Raw genomic sequence first — 22133 nt, forward strand, 5'->3', positions numbered from 1 at the left:
CGGCTCGCAGGATCGCGCGGTTCCTGCGTGCCGGAGGTGTTCTCGCGTGCCGGAGGTGGGGGCGTCGGAGGTTCGGCTCGTGGAACGACCTCGGGCTCGTCGTTTCGGGAGCTTTTCGCGTGCCGGAGACGGTTCCGCGTGCCGGAGGTGGGCGGGGGAGCGGCGGTGGGCGGGAGGGTAGGCGCTCGACAGCGAGATGGCCAGCACCTCGCCAGCGGAGCGGGGGTGGACCGACGATGAAGGGGCAGGCGGGACGCGCATCGGCGCACGACCGGCGCGACGGCCCGCCCCATCCGCACCGCTCCGCATCACCGCGGGCACCGACGAGAGGACGACCGATGGGCTTCTGGGGACAGGACGACGACGACTCGCACGGCAGGCCGCGCCCGGTCGACGAGCCGCTGGGCGAGCTGGAGCTCGTGCACGAGTTCACCGAGGGGCCGATGCCGACGGGTGTGAGCGTGTCGCACACGGGCCGGATCTTCGTGAACTTCCCGAAGTGGGGCGACGAGGTGCCGGCGACGGTCGTGGAGCTGCGGGACGGCGTCGCGGTGCCGTTCCCGGACGAGGCGTGGAACTCGCCCGACGGGGACGACGACGCGGGGGCGCTGGTCTCGGTGCAGAGCATCGTGGTCGATCCGGCCGACCGGCTGTGGATCCTGGACACGGGCAGCCCGCTGTTCCAGCCGACGAAGCGCGGCGGGCCGAAGCTCGTCTGCGTCGACCTGGCGACGGACACGGTCGAGAAGGTGATCGTCCTCGAGCCGGACGTCGCGCTGCCGACGACCTACCTGAACGACATCCGCTTCGATCTGCGGCGCGGGATCGCCTACATCACCGACTCCGCCGACTCCGGGCCGAACGGGATCATCGTCGTGGACCTCGAGTCCGGCACTGCCTGGCGCCGCCTGCACGAGCACCCCAGCACCAAGGCGCTGACGCCGCCCGAGCTCGTGCCGATGGCCGAGGGGCGGGTGCTGATGAAGCGGCCGGCCGACGGCGACCCCGAGCCCGTGACGATGGGCGCGGACGGCATCGCGATCTCGGCCGACGGCGAGCGGCTCTGGTACTGCCCGCTCGCCTCGCGGCGCTGGTACAGCGTGGCGACCGACGCGCTCGTCGACCGCGGCGTCTCCGACGAGGACGTCGCTGCGACGGTCGTCGACGAGGGCGACAAGGGCGGCGGGGCGGACGGACTCGAGACGGACGACCGGGGCCGCTTCTACGCGACGAGCTACGAGAACAACGCGATCGTGCGCCGCCGCACCGACGGCACCATCGAGACCCTCGTGCACGACGAGCGCCTGCTCTGGCCCGACACGATGTCGCTCGCGACGGACGGGCACCTCTACGTCACCGCCAACCAGCTGCACCGGCAGGCGGACTACCAGGGCGGGACGGACCTGCGGACCTACCCGTACTCGCTGTTCCGCCTCGCGGTCGACGCGGGGCCGGTGCTGCTGCGCTGATCGGCGATGCATGCCGGTCGCGGACAGGACCGTGCCGATCGTGCGCCGAACGATGCCGGTCACGGGCCGAACCATGCCGGTCGCGCGTCGAAACATGCTGGTCGAGTAGCCGTCCGCGGGACGGCGTATCGAGACCCCGCGTCTGCAGAACGGTGGATCTTGATACGCCCGCTGCGCGGGCTACTCGATCAGCAGGAGGCGGGTTTCTCGCTGGAAGCGCCGCCTTTCATGCTGGTCGAGTAGCCCCGAAGGGGCGTATCGAGACCCTGCGTCTCCAGAAGGGTGGATCTCGATACGCCTGCTGCGCGGGCTACTCGATCAGCATGGGTGGGCCTGCTGCGCGGGCTACTCGATCAGCATGAGCCGTCAGGCGACGCCGGCCGCGCGGCGCACGAGCTCGGCGACCGTGGCGCGGGTCCCGTCGTCGGCCGCGGTGAGCGCGTAGGCCGTCGGCCAGATCGTGCCGTCGTCGAGCTGCGCGCCGTCCTGGAAGCCGAGTGTCGAGTAGCGGGTGCCGAACTTCGCGCCCGGCTGGAAGAAGACGATCGCCTTGCCGTCGGCGCGCGCGTACGCGGGGAAGCCGTACCAGGTCTTCGGCAGCAGCTCGGGCGCCTCGGCGGCCACGACCTCGTGCAGCATCTGCGCGATCGGACGCTCGACGTCCGTCATCGCCGCGATCGCCGCCTCCGCGTCGGCCTTCTCCGCGGCGGTCTTGTCGGCGCTCTTCTGGCGCTTCGCCTCCTCGCGCAGCTCGGCGGCGCGCTGCTTCATCGCGGCGCGCTCCTCTTTCGTGAAGCCGTCAGCCATGGGAGTCTCCTTCGCGCGGGCCCGGGCGGTCCGTCGGGGCTCATCGTGGCAGTCGGCGGCGATCGCGGCAACGGCGGAGACGGCCGCCCGCTCGGCAGCCGTGTCGGCGGCCGCCGGTAGCGTGGACGGATGCGCCTCCTCCTGATCCGCCACGGCCAGACCCCCTCCAACGTCGACGGCATCCTCGACACCCGCATCCCCGGACCCGGGCTCACCGAGCTCGGCCGCAGCCAAGCGGCGGCCCTGCCGACGACGCTCGCCGACGAGCCGATCGGCGCGCTCTTCGTCTCGACGATGAAGCGCACCCACGAGACGGCCGCGCCCCTGGCCGCCGCGCTCGGGCTCGAACCGGTCGAGCGCGCAGGCATCCGCGAGATCGCGGCCGCGGGCCTGGAGATGCGGGGCGACGAGGCCGCGGTCGAGGAGTACATGGGCACGGTGTTCCGCTGGGCGGGTGGCGAGACCTCGCTGCGCCTGGCGGGCGGCGAGACCGGTGACGAGTTCGCCGCCCGCTACGACGCGGTGGTGGCGGAGGCGGAGGCCACCGGCCACGACGTCGTCGCGCTGGTCAGCCACGGCGCCGCCATCCGCTGCTGGGCCGGGCTCCGCTCGCTCGACCTCGATGCGGACTTCATCGCCGACCACCTCCTCGACAACACCGGCATCGTGGTCCTCGAAGGCTCGGGCTCGGAGTGGTCGCTCGTCTCCTGGGAGGGCGAGCCGGTCAGCGGCGTCGGCGTCACGGCCCCGTCCGGGCCGGCGGGCGAGACGACGGACTGACGGCGGGGGATCTCGATACGCCCGCTTCGCGGGCTGCTCGATCAGCATGAGAGGTCCGCTGCGTGGGCTGCTCGATCAGCATGAGAGGTCCGCTGCGCGGGCTGCTCGATCGACATGAGAGGTCCGTTGCGCGGGCTGCTCGATCATCCGGGCGCAAGCGGGCATCCGCTGGTAACGATCGGGCAACGGCGCGGAAAACAGCCCTGACCAGCACGGACGTCACCGCATAGCCCGGCTCTGCATCGTTGCAGACCGCCTGATGCGGGGCCCGCCGTTTGTCCGGACGGACACCCGCGGCTACCGTGGACGGCGGTCCTCGAGACCCCGATGAATCGGTCCGCGCTCGTGCGGCGTCCTCCCCGACGTGCCGCGAGCGTACGGTCAACGGGTGCGCGAGGCGGCCCCGTGGCCGCCTCCCGGACGAACCGGAATCGCCTCTGCGCCCCCTCCGCTCACCGCGGCGGGACGCCCGCGGAGGCTGGAGAGACGGACGTCCCCCGCACCCGACCCGGCACCACGAGATGAGAGTGCAGGGATGCGTCCCTGCGCGCCGACGGAGTGCACGTGCAGCAGAATCAGCAGGACATCAGCGAGCCCGGGAACGGAGCCGGAGCCGCCACAGCGACCCTCGAGCGGGAGGGCCCGGCCCTCGAGGCGAGGAACCTCTTCAAGGTCTTCGGGCGCCGGCCCGAGGAGGTCGTGCGGCGGCTGCGCGAGGGCGCCGACCGCGCCGACCTCGCGGGCCAGGGCACCGCGGCGGTGATCGACTCCTCCTTCGAGGTGCGCCGCGGCGAGATCTTCGTCGTGATGGGGCTGTCCGGCTCCGGCAAGTCGACGCTCATCCGCATGCTCAACGGCCTGCAGGAGCCGACCGCGGGGGAGGTGCTGATCGAGGGCAGCTCGATCACCGGCGTCTCCGACAAGGAGCTCCGCCGCGTGCGCCGCTCCTCGATCTCGATGGTCTTCCAGCACTTCGCGCTGCTCCCGCACCGCACCGTGCTCGACAACGTGGCCTACCCGCTCGAGATCCAGGGCGTGCCGGCGGCCGAGCGCCGCGAGCGCGCGCTGCTCGCGGTCGAGCGGGCCGGCCTCGCCGGCTGGCACGAGAAGATGCCCGACGAGCTCTCCGGCGGCATGCGCCAGCGGGTCGGACTGGCCCGGGCGCTCGCCGCCGACACCGACATCGTGCTGATGGACGAGGCGTTCTCGGCGCTGGACCCGCTCATCCGCCGCGAGATGCAGGAGCAGCTGATCGAGCTGCAGCACGAGCTCGGCAAGACCATCGTCTTCATCACCCACGACCTCAACGAGGCCATGCTCCTCGGCGACCGGATCGCGGTCATGCGCGACGGCCGGATCGTGCAGATCGGCACCCCGGAGGAGATCCTCACCGACCCGGCGAACGACTACGTCGCCCAGTTCGTGCAGGACGTCGACCGCGCCCGCGTGCTCACCGCGTCCGCCGTGATGGAGCCGGCGCGCTCCGTCGTGACGCTCGCCGCCGGCCCCCGCGCCGCCCTGCGCACCATGCGCGACCAGCAGACCGCGGCGGCCTTCGTCGTCGGCGCCGGTCGCAGGCTGCTCGGCACCGTCCGCGACCGCGACGTGATCGAGCAGGTCCGCGCGGGCACCACCGACCTCTCGCTCGTCGTCACCGAGGCCGTCGTCAGCGTCGGCCCGGACACCGCGCTCAGCGAGATCATCGAGCCGGCCGTCGAGTCGGCGCTGCCGGTGGCCGTCGTCGACGAGGCGGGGCGGCTCCTCGGCGCGATCCCGCGCGTGACGCTGCTCGCGGCCCTCGGCAATCTCGGCCCGCAGACCGGCGGACTGCCGCTCGTCGAGCCGCCTGCGACCCTCCCCACGGAGATGGTCACCGCGACCCTGCACGCGACCGGCGGCCCCGTCGACGACGCCGTGCTCGCGAACGAGGGGGGCGTGCGATGAACCCGGACCTCCGCCTCCCGCTCGGCGCTGCCGCCGAGAACGTCGTCGACCTGCTGACGCAGACCTTCCAGCCCGTCTTCGACCTGCTCCGCACGGTCTTCGGCGCCGCCTACACCGGCGTCGACTTCGTGCTGGCGACCCCGCCGTTCTGGGTCGTCATCGCCCTGATCGCGGTGCTCGCCTACGCCGCGCGCGGCTGGGTCTTCGGGCTCGGCTCCGCGGTCGGGCTCCTGCTGATCGCGAGCGTCGACCAGTGGGACAACGCGATGGACTCGCTCGCCCTGGTGCTCGTCGCCTCCGCCGTCGCCATCGCGCTGAGCGTGCCGCTCGGGATCCTCGCGGCCCGCAACCGGACCGCCTCGGCGATCCTGCGCCCGGTCCTCGACTTCATGCAGACCATGCCGGCGTTCGTGTACCTCATTCCGGCGCTGATCCTCTTCCGCGTCGGTGTCGTGCCGGGCATCGTCGCGACGATCGTCTTCGCGATGGCGCCCGGCGTCCGGCTGACCGAGCTGGGCGTCCGCGGGGTCGACTCCGAGCTGGTCGAGGCGGGCGAGTCGTTCGGCTCGTCGAAGTGGCGCATCCTCCGCCAGATCCAGCTGCCGCTCGCGCTGCCGTCGATCCTGGCCGGCCTCAACCAGGTCATCATGCTGTCGCTCTCCATGGTCGTCATCGCGGGCATGGTCGGCGCGGGCGGTCTCGGCGGGGACGTCGTGGCCAGCATCGGCCGGATCGACGTGGCGCTCGGCTTCGAGGCCGGCATCGCGGTGGTGATCCTGGCGATCATCCTCGACCGGATGACGAGCGCCCTCGGCGCCCCGTCGCCGGCCCGCGTCGCCCGGGCGAGCAGCCGCAAGGCCGTCGTCGCGACCCGCACGGCCATCGCCGCGGTGTCGGTCGGCGTCGTCGCGTCGCTCGGTGCGTCGGCCGTCGCCGGCCCGGCGACCACCGCGGCCGTCGACAACGGCGACCGCACCGACGTCACCCTCGCCGTCTTCCAGGGCTGGGACGAGGGCATCGCCGCGTCGCGGCTGTGGGGCGCGGTGCTCGAGGAGGAGGGCTACGACGTGACGCTGCAGAGCATCGACGTGGCGCCCGGTTTCTCGGGTCTCGCCAGCGGCGACTACGACCTGGCGCTGGACACCTGGCTGCCGATCACCCACGGCGACTACCTCGACGAGTACGGCGACCGGATCGTCGACCTCGGCGCCTGGAACGACGACGCGAAGCTCACCATCGCGGTGAACGAGGACGCGCCGATCGACACCCTCGAGGAGCTCGCGGCGAACCCCGAGGTGGTCGGGAACCGCCTCGTCGGCATCGAGCCCGGCTCGGGGCTGAACGGGATCACGACCGACGCGGTCATCCCCGGCTACGGCCTGGAGGGGATGGAGTACCTCACCTCGTCCACGCCCGCGATGCTGCAGGAGCTCTCCAGCGCGACGGCGGCCGGCGAGAACATCGCGGTGACGCTGTGGCGCCCGCACTGGGCCTACGACGCGTTCCCGGTGAAGGACCTCGAGGACCCGAAGGGACTGCTCGGCGAGGCCGAGGGGATCCACGCCTTCGGCTCCGCGTCCTTCGACAGCGACTTCCCGACGCTGAGCAGCTGGCTGCGCGACTTCCGGATGGACTCGGACACGCTGTACTCGCTCGAGAACGCCCTGTTCAACGAGGGGGCCGACGACCAGGACGCGGCCCTCGAGTCGTGGCTGGCGGAGAACCGGGAGTACGTCGACGGCCTGACGAGCTGACGGCGGGATCTACTTGGAAGAGACGCCCGCAGACATGCTGGTCGAGTAGCCCCGCAGGGGCGTATCGAGACCCACCACCGCATGAACGTCAGTCTCTTCCCCGCCCTGCGCTGGCGCCGAAGGCGCCCCCTCCGCTCGATACGGGCGCTGCGCGCCCTCCTCGGTCAGCATGATGCGGCTGTGCCGTCGGCATGAGGGGAGCGGTCGCCCGATGGGCGGCAGCCCTCTCCCCATGCTGGTCGAGTAGCGCGGAGCGCGTATCGAGACCCGCCCTCCGCCAGAACATCAGCTGAGAGCCGCCCTCATCGCTCATGGGCGATGAGACGGACTCTCAGCTGATGTTCTGCGCGCGGGTCAGGCGCGGGCCGCGGCGTACTGCTCGCGGATGACCGGGCGGTGGTCCGGCGCCGGCTCGGCGAGGGAGGTGACCTCCCAGGTCGGGCGCGCGCCGGTCAGCGCCCAGGCGGCCTGCACCGCGGCGCCGTCGGCGACGTACTCGCCGGGCGTCGGCACGACCACGGGCACGTCGAAGACCTGCGAGGCCGCCAGCTGCACCGCGCTGTTCTGCGCCGCCCCGCCGATCAGCAGGATGCGCCGCGCCTCGACGCCCTGCGCCCGCACCGCGTCCAGGCCGTCGGCGAGGCCGCAGAGCATGCCCTCGATCGCCGCGCGCGCCAGGTTCGGCCGCGTGGCCGACGCGATCGTCATCCCGTGCAGGCTCGCCGTCGCGTCGGGCAGGTTCGGCGTCCGCTCGCCCTCGAAGTAGGGCACGAGCACGAGGCCGCCGGAGCCCGGCTCCGCCTCGAGCGCGAGCGCCGAGAAGGCGTCGAAGTCGCTGCCGAGCAGCCCGGCCGTCGAGGCCAGCACTCGCGCCGCGTTCAGCGTCGCGACCAGCGGCAGGAACCGACCGCTCGCGTCCGCGAACCCGGCGACCGTCCCGGAGGCGTCGCGCACCGGGTCGTCCGTCACCGCGAAGACCGTGCCGCTGGTGCCGATGCTCACCACGACGTCGCCGGGACCCGCACCGAGTCCGAGCGCCGCGCCGGCGTTGTCACCCGCGCCGGGACCGACGACGAGACCGCTCTCGGTCGTGCCCGCCTGCTCCGAGGGCCCGAGCACGCGGGGGAGGAGCGCCCGGTGCCCGAGCGCGCGCTCGAGCAGGTCGAGGTCGTAGCCGTCGGCGCCCCAGTACGAGGTGCCGGAGGCGTCGGAGCGGTCGGTGGTCAGCGCGTCCAGCTGCGGCCCGCGCGCGGAGTCGGGGCCGTAGCCGAGCAGGCGCCAGGTCAGCCAGTCGTGCGGGAGCGCCACGGCCGCGACGCGCGCGGCGTTCTCCGGCTCGGCGTCGCGCAGCCAGCGCAGCTTGGTGGCGGTGAAGGACGCGACCGGGACGCTGCCGGTGCGCTGCGCCCACGCCTCCGCGCCGAGCTCCTCGATCAGCTCGCGCGCCGCGCCGGCACTGCGGGTGTCGTTCCAGAGCAGCGCGGGCCGGACGACCCGCCCGTCGGCGTCGAGCACGACCATCCCGTGCTGCTGCCCGCCGACCGAGATCGCAGCGACGTCGTCGAGTCCGCCCGCGTCCGCGAGCGCGATCTGCAGCGCCTCCCACCAGGCGGCCGGGTCGACCTCGGTCCCGTCCGGGTGCGAGGCGCGGCCGGTGCGGACCACGGCTCCCGTGTCGAGGTCGCGGACGACGACCTTGCAGCTCTGGGTGGACGAGTCGATCCCTGCGACGAGCGTCATCGCCGTCTCCGTTCGTTGTGGCGGGTGCGGAGGCGCGGCCTCCGCTGAAGTCGGGGTGCGGAGACGGTGCCTCCGTCGGGTGGAAGGGCGGGGGCCATGCCTCCGCGGAGGAGAGGCGGGGGAGGGCCGGAGCCGTCACCCGAGCATGCGAGAACGGACGAGACCCCCTGCCGAGGCAGAGGATCCCGTCCGTCTCAGGACGTCCCGCGGCGCACCGCGGGAGCGGCCGGGTGGGTCAGCCGCGCGCGCCGAGCAGGTGCTCGGTGGCGAGCTGCTGCAGGCGGACGAAGCCGAAGCCCTTGCCGCCGAGGTACGCGTCGGTGTCGAACGACTCGTAGGACGCGGTGTCCGCGAGCAGGTCGTCGTAGGACTCGCCCTCGTTCAGCGTCGGGGTCGACAGCTCGCCGACCTTGGACGCTGCGAGCGCCTCCTGGACCTCGGGGTCGGCGCGGAAGGCCGCGGCACGCTCCTTGAGCAGCAGGTAGGTGCGCATGTTGGCCGCGGCCGAGTCCCAGACTCCGGTCTCGTCCTCGGTGCGCGAGGGCTTGTAGTCGAAGTGGCGCGGGCCGTCGTATGCCGGGACGCCGCCGGGGCCGCCGTTCTCCAGCAGGTCGACGAGCGAGAACGCGTTGTGCAGGTCGCCGTGACCGAAGACGAGGTCCTGGTCGTACTTGATGCCGCGCTGGCCGTTGAGGTCGATGTGGAAGAGCTTGCCGTGGTACAGCGCCTGGGCGATGCCGGCCGTGAAGTTCAGGCCCGCCATCTGCTCGTGGCCGACCTCGGGGTTCACGCCGACGAGCTCGGGGCGCTCGAGCGAGTCGATGAACGCGATCGCGTGGCCGAGGGTCGGCAGCAGGATGTCGCCGCGGGGCTCGTTGGGCTTGGGCTCGATCGCGAAGCGGATGTCGTAGCCCTTGTCGGTGACGTAGTCGCCGAGCAGGTTGACGGCCTCGCGGTAGCGCTCGAGGGCCGCGCGGATGTCCTTGGCGGAGTCGTACTCGGCGCCCTCGCGGCCGCCCCACATCACGAAGGTCTGCGCGCCGAGCTCGGCGGCGAGGTCGATGTTGCGGAGGACCTTGCGCAGCGCGAAGCGGCGCACGTCGCGGTCGTTCGAGGTGAAGCCGCCGTCCTTGAAGACCGGGGCGCTGAAGAGGTTGGTCGTCACCATCGGGACGATCAGGCCGGTGGACTCGAGCGCGCCCTTGAGGCGGTCGATCTCGGTCTGGCGCTCGGCGTCGGTCGAGCCGAACGCGAAGAGGTCGTCGTCGTGGAAGGTGAGGCCGTAGGCGCCGAGCTCGCTCAGCTTCTCGACCGCGTGCACGGTGTCGAGGGGCTTGCGGGTCGGGCCGCCGAACGGGTCCGTCCCGTTGTAGCCGATGGTCCAGAGGCCGAACGAGAACTTGTCGGCGCGGGTGGGGGTCAGGGACATTGATCCGAATCCTTTCCGGCGACGTCGCCGAATTGTTGTTGCGCCCAACATATCGAGCGGCGGCGTGCGGCGCAACGGTCGTCGCGACGTGTCGCGCGGTGGTGCCCCTCGATCGACGCGACGTCCCGCGTCACTGTGCTGATCGATCGACGCGACGTCTCGCGCCGATATGTGGCGTGGCCCGACGAATTCCTTGCGGAAGCGTTTCGACTGTGCGTACAGTGCTCAGCAGCAACCCGGTCGAAGCGTTTCGAAGCACTGCTCTCCCGAGCAGGGCGGAGCGGCCGGGCACCGACGACGAGGTCCGGCAGGAGGAACGATGGCGAGCATCCACGACGTCGCCCGCGTGGCCGGAGTCTCGATCAGCACCGTCTCCTACGCCCTCTCCGGCAAGCGATCGATCGCCGCCTCCACCCGCCAGCGGGTCGACGAGGCCGTCCGGCAGCTGGGCTACCGGCCGCACGCCGGCGCCCGCATGCTCGCCGGAGCGCGGACCCACATCCTCGCCCTCTCGGCGCCGATGCGCGGCGAGCTGCACCTGCCCACCCACATGCGCTTCGTCACCGAGGTGCTCGAGCGGGCCCGCGAGTCCGACTACGACGTCCTCCTCCTCGTCACGGACGAGGCCTCCAGCGGCATCGCCCGCGTCTCCTCCTCCTCGCTCGTCGACGGCGTCGTCCTGATGGGCGTCGACGACGAGGACGACCGCGCGGCCCTCATCCGCGCGGCCGGCGTCCCGGCGACCTTCATCGGCGTCCCGGCCGACGCGCACGACCTCGCCTGCGTCGACCTCGACTTCGCCGAGGCCGCCCGCCGCAGCGTCCGCCTGCTCGCCGAGCAGGGCCACCGCTCGATCGGCCTGATCGAGCACCCGCAGTCGTACACCGACCGCAACGCCGGCTTCGTCCGCCGTTTCGACGACGCCTTCGAGGCGGAGTGCGCGGCCCTCGGCCTCGCCCTCAGCGTCGAGCGCCCGCACATCGGCCGCGCGAGCGCGTCGGCGGCGGTCGACGCGCTGCTCACCGCCCCGGTCTCCGCCCTCGTGCTGCACTGCAACGAGCCGGTGGCGGAGGCGGCGATCGAGCGCCTCGTCGAGCGCGGCCTCTCGATCCCCGGCGACCTGTCGGTCCTCGCGGCCTGCGCGAGCTACGACGGCGCGGCGCTCCCGGTGCCGGTCAGCAGCATCCCCCTCCCGTTCGACGCGATGTGCCGCGCGGCCGTCGCCCGCACGCTCCAGCAGATCGACTCCGGCCGCACCACCGGCGTCGACCTCCTCCCGCCCCACTACGTCGACCGCGGCTCCGTCGCGCTCGCCGCGACCGGCGCCCCGGTGCCGGCCGCTCCCTGACCCCTCCCCAGTCCTCTTCGCCTCCGCGCTCTCCGCGCCGATCGTCGAAACGCTTCGACAGCTCGCCGGTCTCAGAGAGCGCTCTTCGACTCGCACGATCCACCACTCACAGCCCTCGTCCACAGCCCCGCGGCACCGTTTGAAGGAGAACTCCCGCTATGTCGCTTCGTCCCCGCACCGCCTTCCACCGCCCTTCCGCCGCCACCGTCGGCTCGCTGAGCCGCCGCGGCCTGATCGCCGGCGGTGTCGGCATCGGCGCGATGTTCGCGCTCGCCGCCTGCTCCGGAGGCGGCTCCGACGCCGGCTCCGACGCCCTCGCCACCGACGTCGACGGCGCCGGTCGCACCCTCACCATGTGGGACTTCGAGACCCCCGACAGCGACCGCGGCATCGCCTGGCTCGCCGCCCGCGACATCTTCACCAAGGAGACCGGCGCCGAGATCGCCTACGAGTTCAAGGCCTTCGAGCAGCTGCGCACCGGTGCCAGCCAGATCTTCAACTCCAACTCCGCACCCGACGTCGTCGAGTACAACAAGGGCAACGCGACCAGCGGTCTGCTCTCCAGCCAGGGGCTGCTGACCAACCTCGACGAGGCCGTCGAGTTCTACGGCTGGGACAAGCTCATCCCGGGCGCTCTGCAGACCACGGCCAAGTACGACGACAAGGGCATCATGGGCTCCGGCTCCTGGTACGGGATCCCCAACTACGGCGAGTTCACCTTCGTCTACTACAACAAGGACGTCTTCGCGGCGAACGGCCTCGAGGTCCCGACGACCTACGACGAGTTCACCGCCGTGCTCGACGCCTTCGTCGCCAAGGGGATCACTCCGCTCGCCGAGGCCGGCGCTGAGTACCCGCTGCAGCAGCTCTTCTACCAGCTCGCGCTGCTGAAGGCCGATCGCCAGTGGATCACCGACTACCAGACCTACACCGGCGAGGTCGACTTCGAGGACGCGGCCTGGAGCTACGCGGCCGACCAGCTGCACACCTACGTGGACAAGGGCTACTTCTCCGCGGACGCCTCCGGGCTCAAGGCAGAGGACGCGGGCACCGCCTTCATCTCCGGCGAGTACCCGATCTTCTTCTCGGGCTCGTGGTGGTTCGGCCGCTTCAAGACCGAGATCACCGGCTTCGAGTGGGACACCTTCCTCTTCCCGGGCGCCGAGTTCACGATGGGCTCCGCGGGCAACCACTGGGTCATCCCCGAGACGGCGAAGAACAAGGACCTCGCCTACAAGTGGATCGACATCACGATGCGCCCCGAGATCCAGAACCTCATCGGCAACAACGGCGGCATCCCGCTGGTCGTCGACGAGACGGCGATCACCGACGAGAAGAGCAAGGCGCTGCTGTCGCAGTGGAAGACGGTCGTCGACCAGGACCAGCTCTCCTTCTACCCCGACTGGCCCACCGCCACCTTCTACGACGACCTCGTCGCCGCCTCGCAGGAGCTCATCAACGGCTCGGTCGACCCCAGCGGAATGCTGACGGAGCTGCAGGGCAAGTACGACGACGGAGTGGCCGACATCAAGTAACTGCAAGGTCGCCCCCTCCCGCGAGATGCCACTTGTGCACGCGACACGCCGTGAAATCCGTGCACAAGTGGCATCTCGCGGCCACCCCGGGCTCCGCCGCCCCCCCCCATAGCCCCCACGTTCAAGGAGTACCCATGACGACGACCGTTCCGCGTCGCGCGGAGAGCGCCCCGCCGCCTCCCACGGCGGAGAAGCCGCCCCGCGAGAAGCGCTCCGGCGGCTACTGGCTGTACCTGATCCCGGGCTTCGTGCTCTTCGTGTTCATCGTGCTGATCCCGTTGATCTGGAACATCTACATCAGCTTCACGTCGTGGCGCGGCATCAAGCCGCCGATCTTCATCGGCCTCGACAACTGGATCGAGCTGATGGGCGACGACCAGTTCTGGACGTCGTTCCTCAACTCCGTCTACATGATCATCGCGATGGTGATCGTGCCGACGATCCTCGGCCTCCTCCTCGCCGCGATCCTCTTCGATCTCGTCGGCAAGAAGTTCGGCGGGAGGATCGCCTCCTTCCTCCGCGCGACCTACTACCTCCCGCAGATCCTGCCGACGGTCATCGCCGCCATCGTGATCGGCTGGATCCTGCGGCCGGACAACGGCGCCCTCAACTCGATCCTCGAGGCGGTCGGCCTCGGCTCGCTCGCGCACGACTGGCTCGGCAAGCCCGACACCGCGATGCTCTCGATCATGGTCGTGATGATCTGGGTGCAGCTCGGCTACCCGGTCGTCATCTTCATGGCGGCGCTGCAGCGCGTGGACCCCGAGCTCTACGAGGCCGCGGAGCTCGACGGCGCGAACTGGTTCCAGCGCTTCCGCTGGATCACCATCTCGATCATCCGGCCCGAGGTCTTCGTCGTCACCCTCACCTGCACCATCGCCGCGCTGAAGGTCTTCGGCCCGATCTACGCGCTGACCCGCGGCGGCCCGGGCGACTCGACCATCGTGCCGAGCTACTACTCCTACACCGAGTTCTTCCAGAAGCAGCAGGTGGGCTACGGCGCCACCATCGCGACCGCGCTGACCATCGTCATCGTGATCCTGGCCGTCCTCTTCATCCGCGCCCAGGAGCGCGTCGAGCGCAGCGAAGGAGCCCGCTGATGTCGGCCATCGAAGCCCTGCCGTTCACCCAGGCCGGAACCGACGACACCGATCTGACCACGCCGAAGAAGGCGCCCAAGGCCTCGAAGGGCGCGACCAAGCGCACCCTCGGCGACTGGGCGATCCTGGTCGTGGCGGTCGTGATCGGACTCGTCATCATCAGCCCGGTGCTGCTGATCCTGCTCAACTCGTTCAAGACCCCGGCCGAGTACTCCGTGGGCGGCCCGCTCGCCTTCCCGACCGGCCTCTCCTTCGACGGCCTCTCGACCTTCTGGGAGCGGGTGAACTTCCCGGAGAAGCTCGGCAACTCGATCCTGATCTCGGGCTCGGTCGCGATCCTCGCGGTCGCCCTCTCGGTGCTCAACGCCTATGCGATCGGCATCGGCCGGGTCAAGGGACGCAGCTGGATCATCATCCTGTTCCTGCTGGCGAACATGCTGCCGCAGGAGGCCCTGCTCTACCCGCTGTACTACATGTTCAAGGCCGTCGGGATCTACGACAGCCAGCTCTCGGTGATCATCATCTTCACCGTCATCCAGTCGGCGTTCGGCACCTATCTGCTCTCCAGCGTCTACGGCACCTTCCCGAAGGAGATCCTCGAGGCCGCGGCACTCGACGGCGCCTCCAAGTGGCAGGTGCTCACCCGGGTGATCGTGCCGATCTCGCGGCCGACGCTCTCGGTGCTGATGATCTTCTTCTTCATCTGGACCTGGAACGAGTTCCTCATCCCGCTGGTCTTCCTGGTGAGCGATGCGACGCAGACCGTCCCGATCGCCATCTCCAGCCTCCAGGGCGACAAGATCATGGACGTCACGACGACCAGCGCGAGCGCCCTGCTGGGCCTGCTGCCGACGCTGATCTTCTTCCTGATCTTCCAGCGCACCCTGACCCGCGGCATCACCGCCGGCGCGGTCAAGTAGCCCCTTCTCACCGCGGCGCGGGTCCTTCCACCGGGGCCCGCGCCGCTGATCCCCTCGGCGCGCCCGGCCGGGAATCGAAGCGCTTCGACCTCGCCCCGGCATCGGCCTCCCCATCAGAAAGGCACCACCCCATGAAGTTCACCGACGGGTTCTGGCAGACGAGGGCCGGATTCACGCCCCTCTTCGCGCAGGAGGCGTACGACATCCGCTCCCACGGCACCTCGCTCGAGGTGATCGCGCCGACCAAGGTGATCCAGGGCCGCGGCGACGTGCTGAACCGGCCGACGCTGACCGTCACCGTGTCCTCGCCGGCGGAGGGCGTCGCGAAGGTCCGGATCGAGCACTGGCGCGGCACCGCGACCCGCCGCGGCTTCGACCTGGTCGACGACGCGGTCGGCGAGGCGAGCCTCACCGAGACCGGCGGCGTGCTGCGCACCGGCGACCTCGAGGTGCGCGTCGCGCAGGGCGCGCCCTGGTCGCTCGAGTTCTGGGACACAGCAACGGACACCCGTCTCACCGGCTCCGGGCACAAGGCCGAGGGCTACCTCACCGGCCCGGACGGGAAGGCCTACCTGCACGAGCAGCTCGACCTCGGCGTCGGCGAGCTCGTCTACGGCCTGGGGGAGCGCTTCGGCCCGTTCGTGAAGAACGGCCAGACCGTCGACGTCTGGAACGCCGACGGCGGCACCTCCTCCGAGCAGGCCTACAAGAACGTCCCCTTCTACCTCTCCAGCCGCGGCTACGGCGTCCTCGTCAACGACCCCGGCCTGGTCTCGTTCGAGATCGGCTCCGAGACCGTCGAGCGCGTGCAGTTCTCCGTCGGCGGCGAGGCGCTGGAGTACCTGGTGATCCAGGGCCCGACCAAGAAGGACGTGCTCCGCCGCTACACCGGGCTGGCCGGCCGCCCCGCGATCGTCCCCGCCTGGAGCTACGGACTCTGGCTCACCACGAGCTTCACCACCAGCTACGACGAGGAGACGGTGAACTCCTTCATCGACGGCTTCGCCGAGCGCGAGCTGCCGCTGTCGGCCTTCCACTTCGACTGCTTCTGGATGCGCGAGTTCCAGTGGACCGACCTCGAGTGGGACCCGCGCACGTTCCCGGACCCGGAGGGGATCCTCGCCCGCCTGCACGAGCGCGGCCTGCACACCTGCGTCTGGATCAACCCCTACATCGGCCAGGCCTCGGCGCTGTTCGAGGAGGGCCGCGAGAAGGGCTACCTGCTGCGCACCACCGCGGGCGACGTCTGGCAGTGGGACCTGTGGGTGGCCGGCATGGCGCTGATCGACTTCACGAACCCGGAGGCGACCCGCTGGTTCCAGGACAAGCTGCGGGTCCTCGTCCGCCAGGGCGTCGACTCGTTCAAGACCGACTTCGGCGAGCGCATCCCGTCCGAGGGCGTGGCCTGGTCCGACGGCTCCGACCCCGAGGGCATGCACAACTGGTACACCCAGCTCTACAACCGCGCGGTGTTCGAGGTGCTGGAGGAGGAGCTCGGCGAGGGCCGCGCGGCGCTCTTCGCCCGCAGCGCGACCGTCGGCGGCCAGGCGCTGCCGGTGCACTGGGGCGGCGACAACACCTCCTCCTACGTCTCGATGGCCGAGACCCTGCGCGGCGGGCTCTCGCTCGCGCTCGGCGGCTTCGGCTTCTGGGCGCACGACATCGGCGGCTTCGAGGGCACGCCCGACCCGGGCGTCTTCAAGCGCTGGCTCGCCTTCGGCCTGCTCTCCTCGCACTCGCGGCTGCACGGCTCGTCGTCGGTGCGGGTGCCGTGGGCGTTCGACGAGGAGGCGGTCGACGTCACCCGGCTCTTCACCCGGCTGAAGCTCTCGCTGATGCCCTATCTCTACGCGGCGGGGGCGGAGGCGGCGCGCACCGGCACCCCGGTGATGCGGCCGATGACGCTCGAGTTCGAGGACGACCGCAACGCGGCGCACCTCGACACGCAGTACATGCTCGGCCACGACCTGCTGGTCGCGCCGGTGTTCACCCCCGACGGCTCGGTCGAGTTCTACCTGCCGCGCGGGCGCTGGACGAACTGGTGGACGGGCGAGAGCACCGACTCGGCGGGGGAGTGGCGCCGCGAGGTGCACGGCTTCGACTCGCTGCCGCTCTACGTCCGCGAGGGTGCGGTGATCCCGGTCGGCGCGCGCAGCGACGTCGCCGAGTACGACTACGTCGACGGGCTGGAGCTGCGGGTGTTCCCCGGCGCGGACGGCGAGACGGTCGTGCGGGTGCCGGCGCACGACTCCGGTGCGGAGACGGTGTTCACGGTGACCCGCTCGGGCGGCGACGTGAGCGTCGACGCGCCCGCCGGCAGCTGGACCTGGACCCGCGCGGGGTCCTGACCGGCGAGGCCCGCGCACAACATCAGCTGAGAGAGGGGTCCCTCCTCTGTGGGGCGAGGGACCCCCTTCTCAGCTGATGTTGTGCGGCCGGAAGCGCCCGCACCCGCGGATAGGCTGGCCCCGGAGAGCAGAGGAGACCGCGGAATGGCCGAGAACGCGACGCGCGGCAACAACCTCGACCGGGTCCGCCGGCACAATCTGTCCGCGCTCCTGCGCCTCGTGCACCGCGGCGGCCCGCGGTCCCGCTCGCAGCTCACCCGCCTCACCGGCCTCAACCGCTCCACCATCGCCGCCCTCGTCGGCGAGCTGGTCGAGCTGGGCGTCGTGCACGAGCTGCAGCCCGAGACCCTCAACCAGGTCGGACGGCCGAGCCCGATCGTCGAGACCGATCCGCGGGTCGTCGCGATCGCGGTGAACCCGGAGATCGACGCCGTCACCGTCGCGATCGTCGGCCTGGACGCCGAGGTGCGCCGCCGCATCCGCCGCACCGCCGCAGTGCCGAGCGCCGAGGCCGCGGCGGCGCTCGCGGCCGGCGCCATCGCCGAGCTGGTCGCCGAGCTTCCCGTCGACGCCCGTACGGTCGGCATCGGCGTCGCCGTCCCCGGCCTCGTCCGGGACGCCGACGGCCTGGTCCGGGTCGGCCCGCACCTCGGCTGGACCGATGAGCCGTTCTCCCGGATGCTCGCCGAGGCGACCGGGCTGCCGGTGCTCTCGGCCAACGACGCGAACCTCGGTGCCCTCGCCGAGAGCGTCCTCGGCGCCGGGCGTGACGTGTCCCACCTCGTCTACCTCAACGGCGGCGCGAGCGGCGTCGGCGCCGGCGTGATCGTCGGCGGCACCCCGCTGCACGGGATCGACGGCTACGCGGGCGAGATCGGCCACACCCTCGTCAACAGCGCCGGCGTCGACTGCCACTGCGGCGCGGTCGGCTGCCTCGAGACCGAGGTCGGCCGGGCGGAGCTGCTGCGGGTGCTCGGCCTCGACGAGAGCGCCGACGTGAGCGAGCGGCTCGAGGAGGCGCTCGCCGCCTCGAGCGATCCCGCGGTGCGCGCCGAGGTGGAGCGGCAGCTGGGACACCTCGCCGTGGCGCTGCGCAACGTCGTCAACATCTTCAACCCGCAGCTGGTCGTGCTCGGCGGGTTCCTCGGCGCGCTCGTCGGCGTCGCACCGGGCTTCCTCGAGGAGCGGCTGGGCCGCGGCGGGCCGTTCCGGGTGGCGCTCGACTCCGTGCGCATCGCCCGCACCGAGCTCGGCGCCGACCTGCTGATGCTCGGCGCGGCCGAGCTGGCCTTCGAGCGCCTGCTCGCCGATCCGCTCACCGCCGAGCTGCACCCGGCCGGCGGCGCGCGGCCGGCGGCCTGAGCAGCGCTCCCCGCATCCCGAAGGCGCACTCCGGTCCACGGGCTCGGCTCAGGCCCTTGCGCGACCCCCGGTCGAATTGATTCGATAGTCGGGGAATGAATCCGGTCTCCCGTCGCTTGGCGGTAGAGGCGGTGCCCTTCCGCGCTCCCCTCTCCCTTCTCCGCTCTGCGCCCCGCAGGAAGGCTCCGTGACCTCTCTCGCCCCGACCCCCACCGGCTCGATCTCCGTGCACCGGCACGCCGGCGACGCCCTGACCAACCGTCAGCGCCTCGTCTACGTGATCGTCCTCGGCGCGCTCACCGCGCTCGGCCCGTTCACGATCGACCTCTACCTCCCCGCCTTCCCGGCGCTGCAGGGCGAGCTGAACGTGTCGGAGGCGGCGGTGCAGCTGACCCTCACCGGCACGACGCTCGGCTTCGCGCTCGGGCAGCTGGTCGTCGGGCCGTGGAGCGACGTGGTCGGGCGGCGGCTGCCGATCCTGCTCGCGACCTCGCTGCACGTGCTGGCCTGCGTCGGAGCGGCGTTCGCCCCCGAGATCGTCTCGCTCGGCGTCTTCCGCTTCCTGATGGGAGCCGGCGCCGCCGCGGGCGGTGTCGTCGCGATGGCGATGGTCCGCGACCTGTTCGGCGGGCGTCCGCTCGTGAAGATGCTGTCGCGGCTCGCGCTGGTCTCCGGCCTCGCGCCCGTGCTCGCGCCGGTCATCGGCTCGCAGCTGCTGCTGGTGATGGACTGGCGCGGCATCTTCGTCTTCCTGGCCGCCTACGGCCTGCTGGTGATGCTGGCGGTCGCGCTGCTGATCGTCGAGACGCGCCCCCGGGTGGCGCGCGCCGACCGCGACTCCCGCTCGCTCGCGCAGCGCTACCGCGCGGTCCTCAGCGACCGGGTGTTCGTCGGCGTCGCGATCATCGGCGGCATGACCTTCGGCGGTCTGTTCACCTACCTCTCCAGCTCGTCGTTCCTCTTCCAGGGGCTCTACGGCCTGGACGCGCAGCAGTACGGCCTGCTCTTCGCGGTGAACTCGCTCGGCGTGGTCTCGGGCGTCCAGGCGTCCTCGTACCTCAGCCGCCGCGGTGTCGGCCCGCAGTGGATCCTCGCCATCACCACGGTCACGCTCTTCGTCACCGCCGGGCTGATCGCGCTCTTCGACGGCCTGGGCTTCGGCATCGGGGGCACCCTCGTCCCGCTCTGGTTCTTCATCGCGGCCTGCGGCTTCAGCTTCCCCTGCGTGCAGGTGCTCGGCCTGGTCAACCACGGCCGCGAGGCGGGCACCGCCGCGTCGCTGCTCGGCGCCGTGAACTTCGGCACCGCAGGCATCCTCTCGCCGATCTCCGGCCTCTTCGGCGCCGAGTCGGCCGTGCCGATGGCCGGCGTGATGATGGCCACCGCCGCCGTGTCGATCCTGGCGCTCTGGCTCGTCGTCCGCCCCCGCACGGTCCCGGCCCTGCAGGACTGATCCGCCGAGGCGACCTCCGGCTCGCGGAACCGGCCCCGACTCGCCGGATCCTCGGATTCGGGCGTGCCGGAGCGCGTTCCGCTTGCCGGGAGATGTTCGGCTCGCGGAAGCGCCCTCGGCCCGCGAAATCGCCATCTTCCGGCGTGCCGGACCCGTTCTGGCGAGCCGAAGGTGCGGGCGGATGACCTCCGGCTCGCGGATCCGGCTCCGGCTCGTCGGATGGCCCGCTTTCGACGTGCCGGACGCGTTGTCGCGAGCCGGAGGTGTCCGCGGTTGACCTCCGGCTCGCGGAACCGGCTCCGGCTCGCGAGAAGGTGCCGATCCGACGTGCCGGACGCGTTTCCGCGAGCCGGAGGTGATCACGGCCGATCTCCGGCTCGTCGTTCCGGCTCCGGCTCGCGAAAACGTGCCGCTTCCACGTGCCGGAAGCGTTTCCGCGAGCCCGACCCCGCCGCGTCAGCCCGCAACCCCCAGCGCGTGAACGTCCGGTGGCGCCATCATGTCCGGATGGATCCTCGCCACGACCCCCTGAAGACCGAGCCCGGCGTCGCCCAGCCCGACGCCGTGCAGCGCGAGCGCCTCCACCGGCGCGCCCCCTCGGACGACGTCGTCGCGAAGGTCCTCACCACGGAGGCCGCCCGGCACGTCTCGCGCCGCTGGCCGCTGATCTCCGCCTCGATCGCGCTGGCCGTGACGATCGTCCTCGCCGTGATCATCGCGTTCCGCCCCACCTCCGCGTTCTCGTTCGACGTCGAGTGGATGGACGAGATCGTCGAGCACCGCTCGAGCGTCTGGGACGTCCCGGCGCTCATCATGAACACCGTCGGCGCCGGGATCGTCGGCACCGCGATCATCCCGGTCGCGATCATCATCGTTCTGCTGGTCTTCCGCCGGCGCTGGGCCGCCCTCTACTACGCGCTCGCCGCCCTCGTCAGCGTCGGCGCCACCCAGCTCGTGAAGGAGCTGGTCGGCCGCGCCCGCCCCGAGGACATGCTGGTGACCAGCGACTACGGCTCCTTCCCCTCCGGCCACACCGCGAACGCCTCGACCACCGCGATGGTGCTCGCTCTGGTCTTCCCGCTGCTCTGGGTCTGGATCGCCGGCTTCCTCTACAGCGTCGCGATGATGGCCAGCCGCACCTACCTCGGCGCCCACTGGCTCACCGACACCATCGGCGGCCTCCTCCTCGGCCTCGCCGTCGCCCTGATCGTCTGGGCCCCCCTGGCCGGCCGCCTCCGCACCGAGTCCGAGCTCCCCCACCCGCCCCTCTGGGTCCGGCGCACGCACTGATCCCCGCCGCGAGATGCCACTTATGAGCGCGACACGCCGCAAAAGCCGCTCACAAGTGGCATCTCGCGGAGGGGGTCAGAACTCGCGCAGGCCGTCGAGCTCGTTGAAGGTGTAGACGTGCAGGCCGGCGAGGCGGTCGCCCACGGCGGCTTCCAGCCGGCCGACGAAGGCGGACGGGTCGAAGCGGTGGCCGCGCAGCAGCCCGCCCGCCACCGACGAGCTCCGCTTGAGGAAGCCGAGCGACGACCCGACGCCGATCCGCGCGCCGAGCGACAGCAGCCGCGCCCGCTCGACCGGCCCCGGGACGCCTGCCCACAGCTCCGCGTCGATCCCGTCCGCCCGCAGCCGGTCGGCGTAGCGGACAACGGCGTCCACGTCGAAGCACATCTGCGTGACGATCCCGCGGAGGTACGGCGCCCGCTCGCGCAGGTGCTTCGCGATGCTCTCGTCCGACAGGTGCGGGTGCCCCTCCGGGTAGCCGGCGACGTCGACGGCCAGCTCGGGCCGCAGCTCGCGGGCGTCGCGGATCAGCTCGAGCGACGTCGAGTAGCCGCCCGCGGCGCTCCTCGCGTCGCCCGAGATCACGAACGCCTCGTCGATCCCCGCGTCCCGCATCCGCCCGAGTGCGCGCTCCAGAGCCTCGTGCCCCTCCACGTTCCGCGCCGCGAGATGCGGCACGACCCGGAAGCCGCGGCCGGCCAGCTCCACCGCGGAGTCGATCGTCCGCTCCGTCCCGTGCTTCGGCAGGCTCGTCACGGTCAGCGTCACCGCGGCCGGATCGGGGAACGCCCGCTCCGCCTTCTCGCCGATGCCGTCCGACGGGATGATCTCGAAGCGCGCCCTGGTCATCCGCC

General features: G+C 71.6%; 16 protein-coding genes. 12 read left to right on the top strand and 4 right to left on the bottom strand.

The window, feature by feature from the left end; all coding sequences use genetic code 11:
- Positions 1–338: 338 nt before the first annotated feature.
- Positions 339–1469: an L-dopachrome tautomerase-related protein gene (locus tag EDF45_RS18530; protein ID WP_123737323.1), complete on the top strand. Its 1131-nt coding sequence runs from the start codon at positions 339–341 to the stop codon at positions 1467–1469.
- 366 nt (positions 1470–1835) lie between these two features.
- Here EDF45_RS18530 and EDF45_RS18535 read toward each other — a convergent pair whose 3' ends face one another.
- Positions 1836–2276 (bottom strand): hypothetical protein, encoded by a 441-nt coding sequence (locus tag EDF45_RS18535; RefSeq protein ID WP_123737421.1) that lies wholly within the window; start codon positions 2274–2276, stop codon positions 1836–1838.
- Between the two features lie 129 nt (positions 2277–2405).
- On the opposite strand from EDF45_RS18535, the gene EDF45_RS18540 reads away from it, so the two are divergent.
- The 3 genes from EDF45_RS18540 to EDF45_RS21920 all read left to right on the top strand — a co-directional run bounded on the left by EDF45_RS18540 (position 2406) and on the right by EDF45_RS21920 (position 6754).
- On the top strand, positions 2406–3056 hold the full coding sequence (locus EDF45_RS18540; protein WP_123737322.1) for a histidine phosphatase family protein: 651 nt from the start codon (positions 2406–2408) through the stop codon (positions 3054–3056).
- A gap of 585 nt (positions 3057–3641) precedes the next feature.
- Positions 3642–5000: a glycine betaine/L-proline ABC transporter ATP-binding protein gene (locus EDF45_RS18545; protein ID WP_260312305.1), complete on the top strand. Its 1359-nt coding sequence runs from the start codon at positions 3642–3644 to the stop codon at positions 4998–5000.
- Entirely contained in the window at positions 4997–6754 is a 1758-nt protein-coding gene (locus EDF45_RS21920; protein WP_123737321.1) for an ABC transporter permease/substrate binding protein, read from the top strand. The genes EDF45_RS18545 and EDF45_RS21920 overlap by 4 nt, the downstream gene beginning before the upstream one ends.
- Positions 6755–7108: 354 nt before the next feature.
- Here the strand turns inward: EDF45_RS21920 and xylB are convergent, their stop codons facing one another.
- Both xylB and xylA read right to left on the bottom strand, forming a co-directional pair.
- Entirely contained in the window at positions 7109–8494 is a 1386-nt protein-coding gene (gene xylB, locus EDF45_RS18555) for a xylulokinase (RefSeq protein WP_123737320.1), read from the bottom strand.
- 235 nt (positions 8495–8729) lie between these two features.
- Positions 8730–9923 carry a xylose isomerase gene (gene xylA, locus EDF45_RS18560; protein ID WP_123447721.1) on the bottom strand — a complete coding sequence of 398 codons (1194 nt, stop codon included), beginning with the start codon at positions 9921–9923 and terminating at the stop codon, positions 8730–8732.
- Between the two features lie 319 nt (positions 9924–10242).
- Here xylA and EDF45_RS18565 point away from each other — a divergent pair, with 319 nt between their 5' ends.
- From EDF45_RS18565 to EDF45_RS18600, 8 genes are all read left to right on the top strand, one after another.
- Positions 10243–11271, top strand: coding sequence for a LacI family DNA-binding transcriptional regulator (locus tag EDF45_RS18565; RefSeq protein ID WP_165909145.1), 1029 nt, complete (start codon positions 10243–10245; stop codon positions 11269–11271).
- Positions 11272–11429: 158 nt separating this feature from the next.
- The gene (locus EDF45_RS18570; protein ID WP_260312272.1) at positions 11430–12806 is read left to right on the top strand and encodes an ABC transporter substrate-binding protein; all 1377 of its coding nucleotides are present in this window, start codon (positions 11430–11432) and stop codon (positions 12804–12806) included.
- A gap of 134 nt (positions 12807–12940) precedes the next feature.
- Complete coding sequence (locus EDF45_RS18575; RefSeq protein WP_123447720.1) at positions 12941–13906, top strand: carbohydrate ABC transporter permease; 966 nt, start codon at positions 12941–12943, stop codon at positions 13904–13906.
- Positions 13906–14826 (top strand): carbohydrate ABC transporter permease, encoded by a 921-nt coding sequence (locus EDF45_RS18580; RefSeq protein WP_123447719.1) that lies wholly within the window; start codon positions 13906–13908, stop codon positions 14824–14826. The genes EDF45_RS18575 and EDF45_RS18580 overlap by 1 nt, the downstream gene beginning before the upstream one ends.
- 131 nt (positions 14827–14957) lie before the next feature.
- Positions 14958–17174, top strand: a complete 2217-nt coding sequence (yicI, locus tag EDF45_RS18585) for an alpha-xylosidase (protein ID WP_123737318.1) — start codon at positions 14958–14960, stop codon at positions 17172–17174.
- A gap of 144 nt (positions 17175–17318) precedes the next feature.
- Positions 17319–18536, top strand: a complete 1218-nt coding sequence (locus EDF45_RS18590) for an ROK family protein (protein ID WP_123737317.1) — start codon at positions 17319–17321, stop codon at positions 18534–18536.
- Positions 18537–18723: 187 nt separating this feature from the next.
- A complete protein-coding gene (locus EDF45_RS18595) occupies positions 18724–19989 on the top strand; it encodes a multidrug effflux MFS transporter (RefSeq protein ID WP_243582282.1) in 1266 nt (421 codons plus the stop codon).
- Between the two features lie 507 nt (positions 19990–20496).
- Positions 20497–21279, top strand: a complete 783-nt coding sequence (locus EDF45_RS18600) for a phosphatase PAP2 family protein (RefSeq protein WP_123737316.1) — start codon at positions 20497–20499, stop codon at positions 21277–21279.
- 75 nt (positions 21280–21354) lie between these two features.
- On the opposite strand, the gene EDF45_RS18605 is transcribed toward EDF45_RS18600, so the two are convergent.
- Positions 21355–22128 (bottom strand): methylenetetrahydrofolate reductase, encoded by a 774-nt coding sequence (locus EDF45_RS18605; protein WP_123737315.1) that lies wholly within the window; start codon positions 22126–22128, stop codon positions 21355–21357.
- Between the last annotated feature and the right edge of the window lie 5 nt (positions 22129–22133).

The sequence above is a fragment of the Rathayibacter sp. PhB186 genome (genome assembly GCF_003751825.1).
Taxonomy (GTDB): Bacteria; Actinomycetota; Actinomycetes; order Actinomycetales; family Microbacteriaceae; genus Rathayibacter; species Rathayibacter festucae.

What these genes read in the sequence shown, in the direction of transcription:
- EDF45_RS18530 (WP_123737323.1), top strand. Translation starts at nt 339, where the DNA reads ATGGGCTTCTGGGGACAGGACGACGACGACTCGCACGGCAGGCCGCGC.
- EDF45_RS18535 (WP_123737421.1), bottom strand. Translation starts at nt 2,276, where the DNA reads ATGGCTGACGGCTTCACGAAAGAGGAGCGCGCCGCGATGAAGCAGCGC.
- EDF45_RS18540 (WP_123737322.1), top strand. Translation starts at nt 2,406, where the DNA reads ATGCGCCTCCTCCTGATCCGCCACGGCCAGACCCCCTCCAACGTCGAC.
- EDF45_RS21920 (WP_123737321.1), top strand. Translation starts at nt 4,997, where the DNA reads ATGAACCCGGACCTCCGCCTCCCGCTCGGCGCTGCCGCCGAGAACGTC.
- xylB (WP_123737320.1), bottom strand. Translation starts at nt 8,494, where the DNA reads ATGACGCTCGTCGCAGGGATCGACTCGTCCACCCAGAGCTGCAAGGTC.
- xylA (WP_123447721.1), bottom strand. Translation starts at nt 9,923, where the DNA reads ATGTCCCTGACCCCCACCCGCGCCGACAAGTTCTCGTTCGGCCTCTGG.
- EDF45_RS18565 (WP_165909145.1), top strand. Translation starts at nt 10,243, where the DNA reads ATGGCGAGCATCCACGACGTCGCCCGCGTGGCCGGAGTCTCGATCAGC.
- EDF45_RS18570 (WP_260312272.1), top strand. Translation starts at nt 11,430, where the DNA reads ATGTCGCTTCGTCCCCGCACCGCCTTCCACCGCCCTTCCGCCGCCACC.
- EDF45_RS18575 (WP_123447720.1), top strand. Translation starts at nt 12,941, where the DNA reads ATGACGACGACCGTTCCGCGTCGCGCGGAGAGCGCCCCGCCGCCTCCC.
- EDF45_RS18580 (WP_123447719.1), top strand. Translation starts at nt 13,906, where the DNA reads ATGTCGGCCATCGAAGCCCTGCCGTTCACCCAGGCCGGAACCGACGAC.
- yicI (WP_123737318.1), top strand. Translation starts at nt 14,958, where the DNA reads ATGAAGTTCACCGACGGGTTCTGGCAGACGAGGGCCGGATTCACGCCC.
- EDF45_RS18590 (WP_123737317.1), top strand. Translation starts at nt 17,319, where the DNA reads ATGGCCGAGAACGCGACGCGCGGCAACAACCTCGACCGGGTCCGCCGG.
- EDF45_RS18600 (WP_123737316.1), top strand. Translation starts at nt 20,497, where the DNA reads ATGGATCCTCGCCACGACCCCCTGAAGACCGAGCCCGGCGTCGCCCAG.
- EDF45_RS18605 (WP_123737315.1), bottom strand. Translation starts at nt 22,128, where the DNA reads ATGACCAGGGCGCGCTTCGAGATCATCCCGTCGGACGGCATCGGCGAG.